At 54.8% G+C, this 13,294-nt stretch carries 12 protein-coding genes and 1 riboswitch; of the genes, 8 read left to right on the top strand and 4 right to left on the bottom strand.

Annotation, left to right across the window (positions count from 1 at the left end; genetic code table 11):
- Together CWM66_RS17765 and CWM66_RS17760 are read right to left on the bottom strand one after the other, a co-directional pair.
- On the bottom strand, window positions 1–1,242 hold the full coding sequence (locus CWM66_RS17765) for a multifunctional CCA addition/repair protein (RefSeq protein ID WP_107147018.1): 1,242 nt from the start codon (window positions 1,240–1,242) through the stop codon (window positions 1–3).
- A gap of 64 nt (window positions 1,243–1,306) precedes the next feature.
- Window positions 1,307–1,921, bottom strand: coding sequence for a TIGR04211 family SH3 domain-containing protein (locus tag CWM66_RS17760; RefSeq protein ID WP_007370070.1), 615 nt, complete (start codon window positions 1,919–1,921; stop codon window positions 1,307–1,309).
- 239 nt (window positions 1,922–2,160) lie between these two features.
- Between CWM66_RS17760 and CWM66_RS17750 the strand changes: the two genes are divergently transcribed.
- From CWM66_RS17750 to hldE, 3 genes are read left to right on the top strand one after another with little or no spacing between them, the layout of a single operon-like run.
- Window positions 2,161–3,462, top strand: a complete 1,302-nt coding sequence (locus tag CWM66_RS17750) for an inorganic triphosphatase (protein ID WP_007370071.1) — start codon at window positions 2,161–2,163, stop codon at window positions 3,460–3,462.
- Window positions 3,463–3,478: 16 nt separating this feature from the next.
- Entirely contained in the window at window positions 3,479–6,334 is a 2,856-nt protein-coding gene (gene glnE, locus CWM66_RS17745; RefSeq protein WP_107147016.1) for a bifunctional [glutamate--ammonia ligase]-adenylyl-L-tyrosine phosphorylase/[glutamate--ammonia-ligase] adenylyltransferase, read from the top strand.
- A 46-nt stretch (window positions 6,335–6,380) separates the two neighbouring features.
- Window positions 6,381–7,811, top strand: a complete 1,431-nt coding sequence (hldE, locus tag CWM66_RS17740; RefSeq protein ID WP_007370073.1) for a bifunctional D-glycero-beta-D-manno-heptose-7-phosphate kinase/D-glycero-beta-D-manno-heptose 1-phosphate adenylyltransferase HldE — start codon at window positions 6,381–6,383, stop codon at window positions 7,809–7,811.
- Window positions 7,812–7,877: 66 nt separating this feature from the next.
- Here the strand turns inward: hldE and ubiK are convergent, their stop codons facing one another.
- Window positions 7,878–8,174: a ubiquinone biosynthesis accessory factor UbiK gene (ubiK, locus tag CWM66_RS17735; RefSeq protein WP_007370074.1), complete on the bottom strand. Its 297-nt coding sequence runs from the start codon at window positions 8,172–8,174 to the stop codon at window positions 7,878–7,880.
- A 122-nt stretch (window positions 8,175–8,296) separates the two neighbouring features.
- A riboswitch (FMN riboswitch) is annotated at window positions 8,297–8,446 on the top strand.
- A gap of 106 nt (window positions 8,447–8,552) precedes the next feature.
- Between ubiK and ribB the strand changes: the two genes are divergently transcribed.
- Both ribB and CWM66_RS28925 read left to right on the top strand, forming a co-directional pair.
- Window positions 8,553–9,206 (top strand): 3,4-dihydroxy-2-butanone-4-phosphate synthase, encoded by a 654-nt coding sequence (gene ribB / locus CWM66_RS17730; RefSeq protein ID WP_035887841.1) that lies wholly within the window; start codon window positions 8,553–8,555, stop codon window positions 9,204–9,206.
- 235 nt (window positions 9,207–9,441) lie between these two features.
- Complete coding sequence (locus CWM66_RS28925) at window positions 9,442–9,615, top strand: hypothetical protein (protein WP_035887839.1); 174 nt, start codon at window positions 9,442–9,444, stop codon at window positions 9,613–9,615.
- A 34-nt stretch (window positions 9,616–9,649) separates the two neighbouring features.
- Here the strand turns inward: CWM66_RS28925 and zupT are convergent, their stop codons facing one another.
- Entirely contained in the window at window positions 9,650–10,426 is a 777-nt protein-coding gene (gene zupT, locus CWM66_RS17720; protein ID WP_035887835.1) for a zinc transporter ZupT, read from the bottom strand.
- 196 nt (window positions 10,427–10,622) lie between these two features.
- On the opposite strand from zupT, the gene ygiD reads away from it, so the two are divergent.
- The 3 genes from ygiD (at window position 10,623) to CWM66_RS17700 (ending at window position 13,294) form a co-directional block, all read left to right on the top strand.
- Entirely contained in the window at window positions 10,623–11,411 is a 789-nt protein-coding gene (gene ygiD, locus CWM66_RS17715) for a 4,5-DOPA dioxygenase extradiol (RefSeq protein WP_071921537.1), read from the top strand.
- Window positions 11,412–11,727: 316 nt separating this feature from the next.
- On the top strand, window positions 11,728–12,705 hold the full coding sequence (locus tag CWM66_RS17705; RefSeq protein ID WP_007370081.1) for a TRAP transporter substrate-binding protein: 978 nt from the start codon (window positions 11,728–11,730) through the stop codon (window positions 12,703–12,705).
- Between the two features lie 79 nt (window positions 12,706–12,784).
- Window positions 12,785–13,294, top strand: a complete 510-nt coding sequence (locus CWM66_RS17700) for a TRAP transporter small permease (RefSeq protein ID WP_072439346.1) — start codon at window positions 12,785–12,787, stop codon at window positions 13,292–13,294.

Below are 13,294 nucleotides of genomic sequence, written 5' to 3'. Positions count from 1 at the left end.
TCAGTCTGCGGGCTGAGGGCAACGATGCGCTTTCCACTGCGCCAGCGCGGCTATCCGGCGGCGCGTCAACTCTTCGCGAACTTCCTCCCCCTTAAAACCGGCTTCAATCACCGCTTTGGTTGGAACGGCACGAGCCACTTCCCACGCTTCACGCAGTAAACGTCCTTGCGGATAGTCGCAGGCTTCAAAACCGGTACGTCCACGCACATCGGCTTCGCTGGTCAGGGCTATTTGCTCTACGCGCTGCGGTTTACGCCACGCATCAATTGAGTCGAACAACTTCACAATGGTTTTGGGCTGCAAAATGGGGAAGGTGTGGATCAGATCGTGAAACTCCGCCACCAGTTTTGCCAGATCGCGGATCTCGTTTGGTACGCGCAGACGCTGGCACAGCCCTGCGACCAGTTTGACGCCCGCCGGGCCGTGACCATGATGGCGCGGCCAGAGCTCTTTTGGCGTCAGCGCTTTGCCCAGATCGTGACATAACGTGGCGAAACGCACGTCCACTTCCGGGCTGAGCATCGCGGCCATCGTCAGTGTCATCAGCGTGTGAACGCCGGTGTCGATTTCCGGGTGCCACTTCGCCGGAGCGGGCACGCCAAACAGCGCATCGACCTCCGGGAACAGCACCTTCAGCGCGCCGCAGTCGCGCAGTACCTGGAAATAGACCTGAGGATTACGGGCATGCAGCGCGTTCTCGGTCTCTTTCCAGACGCGCTCTGTGGTCAGATGCGCCAGTTCGCCAGCATCGGTCATGGCGCGCATCAGCGACATCGTTTCGTCGGCAATCCGAAAACTAAGGTGAGCATAGCGGGCTGCGAAGCGGGCTACGCGCAGTACGCGCAGCGGATCTTCGCTAAAAGCCGGGGAGACATGACGCAAAATGCGGTTACGTAGATCGTGCTGACCATTAAACGGGTCGATGATGTGCCCGTTTTCGTCCTGCGCCAGTGCGTTGACGGTTAAATCCCGGCGCAGTAAATCTTGTTCAAGGGAGACATCGGGGGCGGCATGAACGATAAACCCGGTATAACCCGAGCCGGATTTACGTTCGGTGCGGGCCAGCGCATACTCTTCGCGGCTTTGCGGGTGGAGAAACACAGGGAAATCGCGACCTACCTGCTGGTAGCCCGCGTTGAGCATCTCTTCCGGCGTGGCGCCGACCACAACCCAGTCTCTGTCTTTGACTGGCAGGCCTAACAACGAATCACGTACAGCACCACCGACCAGATAACTCTTCACACCACTCTCCTCTACACATAAGTCGACAGATAATACGTAAGTGTAGAGAAGATGGCGAATGTCCTTAGCTCATCCAGCGATCTTTGCGCTTGCGGCTTGGGATCATGTGCGGCAACAGCAGGCCGAGGATTAAACCCGCGCCCAGCACGCCGCCGCCATACATAAACCACTGCATAATGATGGTGCGCTGCTTGTCGTCCAGTTGCAGATTCGCCGCGTTCACTTTCTTCTGCGCGACGATTAACTCATTTTTCAGCTTCTGGTTTTCGTCTTTCAGGCCGTTGATCACCCCGTCGCTCTGCGCCACTTTTTGCTGCATTTCAGCCGTGCGCTGGTTCCAGGTGTTATCGATATTGTTCAGTTTATCGGTCAACGTTTTGACCTGGTTCTCCAGCTCCGGTACGCGAGTACGCAGGCTTGGCTCTACGTTCAACTCTTTCAGCGGGATCCAGGAGGTGCGCCCGGTGCTGTCGCGCACCTGGCCGTAATCGTTGTTTTGTTGCAGCAGAGTCACTTCCTCGCCGGCATTTACCGTACCGACAAGGCGATAATTATCGCCAGGGCCACTACGTACCCAGGTATTCAGTTCGTCGGAAACATACCGTTTTTCTTCAGCGTGGATCCCAACGGACACACTCAGTGCAACCAGGGTCAATCCAATCAGGCGTAATTTTGGCATCAGGCAGTCATTATTTTCGTTAAATGTGAATGGGAAACAGTGACATCAGTCTGACGACACCTGGCAGGTGGCATCAATCGGAATCTTCCGGGTCAAACTGCGCGCTTATACGAACTTTTGCACCCAGCAAATTGCGCATTGCATGGCAATTTGGCACACAATACTATCTACTGACAAACATCAGGGGCGTTAGTTCGCCGAAATTTTCACTGATGTGACATAACCATAAGTGCAAGGCCATGGCTCAGGAAATCGAATTAAAGTTTATCGTTAATGCCGACAGCGTGGAAACGCTTCGTCACCATCTACATACGCTGACCGAAGAACATATCGCCGCCAGCCAGTTACTGAATATTTACTATGAGACACCTGACAACTGGCTGCGCGGCCATGATATGGGGCTGCGCATCCGGGGTTTTGACGGTCAGTATGAGATGACGATGAAAATTGCCGGACGGGTGATTGGTGGTTTACATCAGCGTCCTGAATACAATATTCCGCTTGCCAGCCCGGAGCTTGATCTGTCGCGCTTCCCTGCCGAAGTATGGCCCGATGGCGAGCTGCCTGCCGATTTACAAGCGCGTACGCGTCCGCTGTTCAGCACCGATTTTTACCGTGAAAAATGGCTGGTCAATGTAGGTGAGAGCCGAATTGAGATTGGCCTTGATCTCGGCGAAGTGAAAGCCGGGGAATCCGCCGAGCCGATTTGCGAGCTGGAGCTGGAGCTGCTGAGTGGCGATCCTGCGGATATCCTTAAGCTGGCGCGCCAGCTAGTGACGCTCTCTGTTTTGCGTCAGGGAAGTCTGAGCAAAGCCGCGCGTGGTTACCATCTGGCGCAGGGCAATGCCCCACGCGAGCGCCGTCCAACGGACATTCTGCAAACCGTCCCGAAGGCCAGCGTTGAGCAAGCTTTTGCTGCCGCGCTGGAACTGGCGCTTTCCCAGTGGCAATACCATGAAGAGTTGTGGGTGCGCGGCAACAACGCGGCAAAGCAGGATGTACTGCGTGCGATTGCGTTAATCCGCCATACGCTGGCGCTTTTTGGCGGTATTGTGCCGCGTAAAGCGAGCGCTCACTTACGTGATTTACTGACGCAGGTGGAAGCCACGCTGACTTCGGCGGTTTCTGCCGACACTGCGGTATGGGATGCGCCTTCGGCAATGGCAAAACTGCTGTTGACCGAGTGGCTGGTAACGCAGGGCTGGCGCGCCTTCCTTGATGAAAAAGCGCAGGCAAAATTTGCCGATTCATTTAAACGCTTCGCCGATGTACATCTTTCACGCAGTGCGGCGGAGCTGAAAAAAGCCTTCGCACAACCGCTGGGCGACAGCTATCGCGACCAGTTGCCACGCCTGGCACGTGACATCGACAGCGCATTGCTGCTGGCAGGCCATTACGATCGCGCGCTGGCAAACGAATGGCTGGAGAACTGGCAGGGGCTGTACCACGCCATTGAAACGCGCCAGAGAATCGAGATCGAACACTTTCGTAATACCGCAATTACGCAGGAGCCGTTCTGGCTGCACAGCGGAAAACGCTAACTAAAGGATACTTCGGATGCCGCATGCCTCGCCGTTATCGCAGCACTGGCACACTGTGCTTTCCCGTCTGCCGGAGGCGCTAACCGCGCAGCCACTCAGTGCGCAGGCGCAGTCAGTACTCACTTTTAGTGATTTTGTTCAGGACAGTATCATCACACATCCTGAATGGCTGCCCGAGCTGGAAAGCGCGCCGCCGCAGGCAACTGAGTGGCAGCACTACGCGCAATGGCTCAGTGCGGCACTGCGGGATGTCACAGATGAAGCGGCACTGATGCGCGTTCTGCGCCAGTTCCGCCGTCGGATAATGGTGCGTATTGCCTGGGTGCAGGCGCTGCGGCTGGTGGCAGAAGAAGATGTCTTGCAGCAACTGAGCGTGCTGGCGGAAACGCTGATCGTCGCCGCGCGCGACTGGCTGTACGACGCCTGTTGCCGCGAATGGGGAACGCCCTGTAACCCGCAGGGCGTTGCGCAGCCGATGCTGATTTTAGGCATGGGCAAACTTGGCGGCGGCGAACTCAATTTCTCTTCCGATATCGATCTGATCTTCGCCTGGCCGGAAAACGGGGTAACCCGTGGCGGCCGGCGCGAGCTGGATAACGCTCAGTTCTTCACCCGCCTGGGGCAACGGCTGATCAAGGTACTCGACCAGCCGACGCAAGATGGTTTTGTCTACCGTGTGGATATGCGATTACGCCCCTTCGGCGATAGCGGCCCGCTGGTGCTCAGCTTTGCCGCGCTGGAGGATTATTACCAGGAGCAGGGGCGCGACTGGGAGCGCTATGCGATGGTGAAAGCGCGCATTATGGGCGATAACGACGGTGAACACGCGCGTGAGCTACGCGCTATGCTGCGCCCCTTCGTTTTCCGCCGCTACATTGATTTCAGCGTGATCCAGTCGCTGCGTAATATGAAAGGCATGATTGCCCGCGAAGTCCGCCGCCGTGGCCTGAAAGACAACATTAAGCTGGGCGCGGGCGGCATTCGTGAAATCGAATTTATCGTGCAGGTTTTTCAGTTGATTCGCGGCGGCCGTGAACCGGCGCTGCAATCCCGCTCACTGTTGCCAACGCTGGAAGCCATCGATCAGCTGCACCTGTTACCTGAAGGCGAAGCTGGCAGGTTACGGGCGGCCTACCTTTGGTTACGGCGTCTGGAAAACCTGCTGCAAAGCATTAATGACGAACAGACGCAGACCTTGCCGGGCGACGATCTCAACCGCGCCCGGCTGGCCTGGGGAATGGGCGTGGCAAGCTGGGATGAACTCAGCAGTACGCTGGAAACGCATATGGCCGCTGTACGCCGCGTCTTCAATGAGTTGATCGGCGACGACGAGAGCGACTCGCCGGAAGATGTGCTTTCCGAAAACTGGCGTGAACTGTGGCAGGATGCGCTTGCGCTGCAGGAAGATGACACCACGCCGGTGCTGGCACATCTTTCCGATGACGATCGCCGCCGCGTAGTGGCGCTGATTGCTGATTTCCGTAAAGAGATGGATAAGCGCACCATCGGCCCGCGCGGGCGCCAGGTGCTGGATCATCTGATGCCGCATTTGCTGAGCGATGTCTGCTCGCGAGACGACGCGCCAGTGCCGTTGTCGCGCCTGACGCCGTTGCTGACAGGCATCATTACGCGTACCACTTATCTTGAACTGCTGAGCGAATTCCCCGGCGCGCTGAAGCATCTTATTTCCCTTTGTGCGGCATCGCCGATGGTGGCCAGCCAGCTGGCGCGTTACCCAATCCTGCTCGATGAGCTGCTCGATCCCACTACGCTTTATCAGCCGACGGCGATGAACGCCTACCGCGACGAACTGCGGCAATATCTGCTCCGCGTGCCGGAGGATGATGAAGAGCAACAACTGGAAGCGCTGCGGCAGTTTAAGCAGGCGCAGTTGCTGCGCGTCGCCGCGGCGGATATTGCCGGTACGCTCCCGGTAATGAAAGTGAGCGATCATCTGACGTGGCTTGCGGAAGCGATTATCGATGCGGTAGTGCAGCAGGCATGGGGACAAATGGTGGCGCGTTATGGTCAGCCAATGCATCTGCGCGATCGGGAAGGGCGTGGGTTTGCCGTCGTTGGTTACGGCAAACTGGGCGGCTGGGAGTTGGGTTACAGCTCCGATCTCGACCTGGTCTTTTTGCACGATTGCCCGATGGATGTGATGACCGACGGCGAGCGGGAGATCGATGGCCGCCAGTTCTATCTGCGTCTTGCCCAGCGCATCATGCACCTGTTCAGCACACGTACTTCGTCCGGTATTCTCTATGAAGTGGATGCGCGCCTGCGCCCGTCCGGCGCGGCGGGAATGTTAGTGACGACCACCGAATCCTTCGCGGATTACCAGAAAAATGAAGCCTGGACGTGGGAACACCAGGCGCTGGCGCGCGCGCGCGTGGTGTACGGCGATCCGCAACTGGCCGTGGAGTTTGATGCCATTCGCCGCGATATTCTGATGATCCCGCGCGATGGCGCAACATTGCAAACCGAGGTGCGCGAGATGCGCGAGAAGATGCGTGCTCACCTTGGTAACAAGCATAAAGATCGCTTCGATCTGAAAGCCGATGAAGGCGGTATCACCGACATTGAGTTTATCGCTCAGTATCTGGTGCTGCGCTATGCGCATGACAAACCGAAGCTGACGCGCTGGTCTGATAACGTGCGCATTCTGGAAGGGCTGGCGCAGAACAACATCATGGATGAACAGGAAGCGCTGGCGCTGACGCAGGCTTACACCACGCTGCGCGATGAGTTGCACCACCTGGCATTACAGGAGTTGCCGGGGCATGTGGCGTTGTCGTGTTTTGTCGCCGAACGCCAGCTGATCAAAACCAGCTGGGACAAGTGGCTGGTGGAACCGTGCGCTCCGGCGTAAGTATGATATTATCGCGCGCAAATTTTGTATCTCTCAGGAGACAGGAATGAAAGTGACGCTGCCAGAGTTTAACCAGGCGGGTGTAATGGTGGTTGGCGATGTGATGCTGGACCGTTACTGGTACGGGCCAACCAGCCGCATCTCTCCGGAAGCCCCGGTGCCGGTGGTGAAAGTCGATACGATTGAAGAACGCCCGGGCGGCGCGGCGAACGTGGCGATGAACATTGCTTCGCTGGGCGCAACGGCGCGTCTGGTGGGTCTGACAGGTATTGATGATGCGGCTCGCGCACTGAGCAAGGCGCTGGCGGATGTCAATGTAAAATGCGACTTCGTTTCTGTTCCCACTCATCCCACCATTACCAAACTGCGCGTTCTGTCGCGCAACCAGCAACTGATCCGCCTGGACTTTGAAGAAGGGTTTGAAGGCGTCGATCCCCTGCCGATGCATGAGCGCATCAGCCAGGCGCTCGGCAGCATTGGCGCGCTGGTGCTTTCTGATTACGCCAAAGGCGCGCTGGCCAGCGTTCAGCAGATGATTGCGCTGGCGCGTAAAGCGGGCGTGCCGGTACTGATCGATCCGAAAGGCACTGATTTTGAGCGCTATCGCGGCGCTACGCTGCTGACCCCGAACCTGTCGGAGTTTGAAGCGGTGGCCGGGAAATGCAAAAACGAAGACGAGATCGTTGAACGCGGCATGAAAGTGATTGCCGATTACGACCTTTCTGCGCTGCTGGTGACCCGCTCCGAGCAAGGTATGACGCTGCTGCAACCGGGCAAAGCGCCGCTGCACATGCCGACCCAGGCACAGGAAGTGTATGACGTGACCGGTGCCGGCGATACGGTGATTGGCGTGCTGGCAGCAACGCTGGCGGCGGGTAATTCGCTGGAAGAAGCCTGCTACTTTGCGAACGCAGCCGCAGGCGTAGTGGTCGGTAAACTCGGTACCTCAACGGTATCGCCTATCGAGTTGGAAAACGCCGTGCGCGGCCGTGCAGAAACCGGCTTCGGCGTGATGAGCGAAGAAGAGCTGAAAGCGGCAGTCGCTGCGGCGCGTAAGCGCGGTGAAAAGGTGGTGATGACGAACGGTGTCTTCGACATTTTGCACGCCGGGCATGTCTCTTATCTGGCGAATGCGCGCAAGCTCGGCGATCGCCTGATTGTTGCGGTTAACAGCGACGCTTCCACCAAACGGCTGAAAGGCGAAACCCGCCCGGTGAACCCGCTGGAGCAGCGCATGATCGTGCTGAGCGCGCTGGAAGCGGTGGACTGGGTTGTATCGTTTGAAGAAGATACGCCGCAGCGTCTGATTGCCGGAATTTTGCCGGATCTGCTGGTAAAAGGTGGCGACTACAAAGCGGAAGATATTGCGGGCAGCAAAGAAGTCTGGGCTAACGGCGGGGAAGTGCTGGTGCTCAACTTTGAAGATGGTTGTTCAACCACCAATATCATCAAAAAGATCCAGAAGCAGGGCGATTAAACCTGTTATCGGGCCTGCATAATGAGCAGGCCCGGAAAGCGCTCGCGCCATTCGGCGCAAAAGCTATTACGCCTGATCGTCTACCGGTGGAATGGCCGGAGCGGGTTTGACTTCTGCGCTTTTCCCCTGATTTTCGAGTTCACTCAGGCGTTGCTCCAGCAGCGCCAGTTTCTCGCGGGTGCGCAGCAATACCTGCGTTTGCACGTCAAACTCTTCGCGGCTCACCAGATCCAGGCGAGTTAACTGTGCCTGTAACGTCTGACGAATTTTCTTTTCCACATCTTCCCCGAACTCACGGATCCCCTTGGGCATGGATTCGTGAACCTGACGCGCAATCTGTTCAATTTTCTTTGGGTCAATCATTTTAGGTTCCCTGCTCGGATAGGCTCAATAAGTCATTGTAGTGTGATAAACCCAGGTGATAAACCAGAATTGTTTGAAGCTTATGCATTGCCGAAGATTATCAATGGCGTTATAGTTATCCCGCTTATTCTCAGGGCGGGGCGAAATTCCCCACCGGCGGTAAATCAGCAGATGCTGAAAGCCCGCGAGCGCTTCAGGCTAACGTTTGAAGGTCAGCAGATCCGGTGTAATTCCGGGGCCGACGGTTAAAGTCCGGATGGGAGAGAGTAACGAATCTGTCGGGCAATGACGCCCGCTCGCGTTATTTTTTTGCCGCATTGCGACACTCCTAAGACTGCCCTGATTCTGGTAACCATAACTTTATTGAGGTCTTTTACCATGAATCAGACGCTGCTTTCTTCTTTTGGCACGCCTTTCGAACGTATTGAACATGCTCTCGCCGCGCTGCGCGAAGGCCGTGGTGTGATGGTGCTCGACGACGAGGACCGTGAAAATGAAGGCGATATGATTTTCGCCGCAGAAACCATGACCGTTGAGCAAATGGCGCTGACTATTCGCCACGGCAGCGGCATTGTTTGCCTGTGCCTGACCGACGAACGCCGGAAACAGCTCGATCTGCCGATGATGGTCGAGAACAATACCAGCGCCTACGGCACCGGTTTTACCGTTACTATCGAAGCGGCGCATGGCGTAACAACCGGTGTTTCGGCGGCTGACCGTCTTACCACCGTTCGCGCGGCGATTGCCGATGGCGCGAAACCTTCCGATCTGAACCGTCCTGGCCACGTTTTCCCGCTGCGCGCGCAGCCTGGCGGCGTATTGACCCGTGGCGGTCATACTGAAGCAACGATCGATTTAGTGACGCTGGCGGGTTTTAAACCGGCGGGCGTGCTGTGTGAATTAACCAATGATGATGGCTCAATGGCGCGTGCGCCGGAGTGCATCGAATTTGCTAAGCAACACAATATGGCTGTTGTGACCATTGAAGATCTGGTGGCTTACCGCCAGGAACATGAGCGTAAAGCCAGCTAACTTGCGTTAGTGATAAAAAATCCGCGGCCGAAAGCTGCGGATTTTTTTTGCCTGTCCTGCGTCAATGTTTGTCGCATTTATAATATTCACGCATTGAAATTTCGCGGTGCTACTTATAAAGTGGTACCTGCTCTACGGACATAAAAAACAGTTTTAAAGTATTATAATTCATTAAGTTAACGCTATTTTGTCATTGGTTTGTTAACCAATGTTTGCCGGAAATAAGGGAGGCAATATGTTTATCTCATGGTACTGGCTTCTGGCGATTATCATCGTCGTTTTCGGCTATGTCCACGTACTTAAACGCCATTGCAAAGCCTGCCGCCACGATCGCGAAGCGATCTATAAAGCTTATCAACGGGTGCTCGAAGAGCTGAAGAAAACTCGCCGCGTCGGGCAGGGCGAATAAGACGCGCCTGCCCTCTGCAAGAGCGTCCCGATCCTCAGCCGCTAAATCCCATCGCCTGCAACGCCACAAGGCTTAAGCCCATCACCGACATACCGCACAGCACGCCATAGCTGGGATTGTTGTTGGGATCGATCTCTTTCGCCAGCGGCATCAGTTCATCCACCGACAATGCCACCATAATCCCGGCGACGGTTGCCATAATGGCCGCCATCACCACTGGCGAGAGCAGACTGCCGAGGATCAACCATGCTAGGACGCCGCCGAGGATCTCCGCCATCCCTGAGATTCCCGCCCAGAATACTGCGCTGCGTTTTGAACCGGTTGCCGCGTAAACCGGCCCGGCAACCGCAAGTCCTTCAGGAATATTGTGCAACGCGACCGCAAAGGCGATACCGAGGCCTAATTCCAGGTCGTTACTGGCGGTGACATAGGTGGCGATGCCTTCCGGGAAGTTATGGAGACTGATACCCATCGTCAGCAAAATGGCGGTACGGCGCAGGCCGCGCGGAAAGGTTCGCTGCGTACCCTGCATTAAATCCTGCGGGTGTGCATGGGGTAACATGCGATCCAGCGCGAAATACCCCAGCAGGCCCACGACAAACATGCCATAGCCGAGCATCGGTGACATATTTTCCGTCGCCAGTGCAGCGGGCAACATCTCCATTAACGAAATCAATAACATGATTCCGGCAGCAAAGCCGAGCGAGAACGCCAGTACGCGGTTTGATGGTTTCTGACCTAACACGCCAAGAATCGCGCCGATAAAGGTCGCTGCGCCAGCCAGAATGGTCAGAATCAACGGTACCGACATGAATTACTCCTTTGTGATAATCATTCTCATTAATGTAAGAGTTTGTTACCTTAAAAGCGAGGCCGGAGCCTTATCTTTACTTGATGCTTACATTCAAAATTACTGAAGATCTTCATCATGGTTATCTGAGTTCTTCGCACCATGAAAAGGCGTAATGTGTCGTTATCAAATTGACACACTCAGTAAGGATATCACCATGTCTGCACCTCGTATGCCAGCACTGTTCCTGGGCCACGGTAGCCCAATGAATGTTCTGGAAGATAACGTTTATACCCGCGCCTGGGGAATGTTAGGCGAGACGCTGCCGCGCCCGAAAGCGATTGTGGTGGTATCCGCCCACTGGTTTACCCGTGGTACTGGCGTTACCGCGATGGAAGCGCCGAAAACTATCCATGATTTCGGTGGTTTCCCGCAAGCGTTGTACGATACTCATTATCCGGCACCGGGTTCGCCGGAACTGGCTCAGCATCTGGTTGATTTACTGGCACCTGTGCCCGTTGTGCTTGATAAGGAAGCCTGGGGCTTTGACCACGGCTCCTGGGGCGTGCTGATTAAAATGTACCCGAATGCCGACATCCCGATGGTGCAACTCAGTATCGACAGTACGAAACCCGCAGCATGGCATTTTGAGATGGGCCGCAAGCTGGCGGCGCTGCGTGATGAGGGCATTATGCTGGTGGCCAGCGGCAACGTGGTGCATAACCTGCGTACCGCGCGCTGGCATGGCGAAAATACGCCGTATCCGTGGGCCACATCGTTCAACGATTATGTGAAAGCGAACCTCACCTGGCAGGGCCCGGTTGAGCAGCATCCGCTGGTAAATTACCTCGATCATGAAGGCGGATCGTTATCTAACCCAACCCCGGATCACTACCTGCCGCTGCTGTACGTGCTGGGCGCATGGAACGGCACCGAGGCCATTACTATCCCGATAGACGGTATTGAGATGGGTTCGCTGAGTATGCTTTCGGTTCAGGTTGGTTAAAATAAAGGGTGGCTCTGGCAGCCACCCTTTTCATTCTCCTGGATGTGGAAAAATTCGAGGAAGATCGCAAAAAATCACATCTGAAATACGGTTTTTTTGAAAATAAAAAGACCTGTGCTGCAAAAATAAAACGCTGTGCTGAATTTACTCTTTTTTGTGAACATTATCGTCGCAAGAATCCCGCCGAGTGACTACTCTCAAAGAGTCTAATGTCTCAGACAATCCCATAAAAATTATCTGGTGTTGTACCTCGAACCCCTGTTCGTGGTCGCTCTTATTTACCTAAAAAGCAGTAAACCTCTGGAGACACGGAAATATGAATTCAGCGAAAACCTTACTAAAAGTCTGTATTAGTTCCGCTCTGCTGTTTATCTCTCACGCCTCTTTAGCCCAAACTTTTCGTGCAGCCGATGTTCACCCGGCAGATTACCCCAATGTTGTTGCGGTAAAACATATGGGAGAAAAACTCAGTGCAGCTACGGATGGTCGACTGGATATTAAAACCTTTCCTGGCGGTGTGTTAGGCGATGAGAAACAGGTTATTGAACAGGCGCAAATCGGTGCAATAGATATTATTCGCGTGTCGATGACGCCAGTGGCAGCAATATTACCGGAGATCAATGTCTTTACGCTGCCCTATATTTTTCGCGATGAAGATCATATGCATAAAGTGCTCGACGGAATGATTGGCCAGGAGATTGGCAATCGCCTGTCGGAAAGCAGTAAATCGCGGTTGGTTTTCCTTGGCTGGATGGATGCCGGTACGCGTAATTTGATTACCAAAGCGCCAGTCACGAAAGCGGAAGACCTGAAAGGGATGAAAATTCGCGTGCAGGGCAGCCCGATTGCGCTTGATACGCTGAAAGCCATGGGAGCCAACTCGGTCGCCATGGGCGTTAGCGAAGTATTTAGCGGTATGCAAACCGGCGTGATTGATGGCACAGAAAATAACCCTCCAACCTTTGTTGCGCATAACTATTTACCCGTTGTGAAGAATTATACCTGGAGTAAGCACTTTATTATTCCGGAGCTGTTTTTATTTTCTAAAGTTAAATGGGATAAGTTGAAAAAAGAGGATCAGGAATTGATCCTCAAGCTGGCGAAAGAAGCCCAGGACGAACAGCGTGAATTGTGGAAAACCTACAATCAGAAGTCGCTGGAAGCCATGAAAGCGGGCGGCGTGCAATTCCATGATATGGATACCACCGCCTTTTACGAGGCGACACAATCGGTACGCGATAAATACGGCAAAGACCATCAGGATCTGATGACCCGCATTAAAGACGTGCAATAACAGCTACGGGCAGGGGAAGCCTTGCCCCGATAATTATTTTGTCTGTTATATCTTTATTTTCTGCTGCGGGAAAATCGTTATGGCTGAACGCTATTCGTTGTTGATGGATATCCTTTACCGAATATCAATGTGGATCGCCGGAATTGCGCTGCTGATTATGGTGGCGATTATTCCGCTGGGGATCTTTGCGCGCTACGTAATGAACAGCGCTTTATCCTGGCCGGAACCGATCGCCATTATTTGCATGGTGACGTTTACCTTTGTCGGCGCAGCGGTAAGTTACCGCGCGGGTTCACATATCGCCGTCAGTATGGTCACTGACCGCTTAAGCGAACGCGCGCGTAAGATCTGTTTTGTGGTCGCCGACCTGATGCTGATGGCGATTAGCCTCTTTATTTTCTGGTACAGCAGCGCGCTGTGTGCGGAATTATGGGAGCAGCCTGTTGCTGAATTCCCGTTTTTTACCGCCGGTGAAACTTATTTGCCGCTGCCGATCGGCTCAGCAATCACGTTGCTGTTTATTCTCGAAAAGATGTTGTGTGGCGCGCAATATCACCGATCGGTGGTGATGGTGGGCTCGTCGGGTTAA

Source organism: Kosakonia sp. H7A, from assembly GCF_003028445.1.
GTDB classification, from domain to species: Bacteria; Pseudomonadota; Gammaproteobacteria; order Enterobacterales; family Enterobacteriaceae; genus Kosakonia; species Kosakonia radicincitans.
This window is presented reverse-complemented; position numbering and strand designations above follow the sequence as displayed.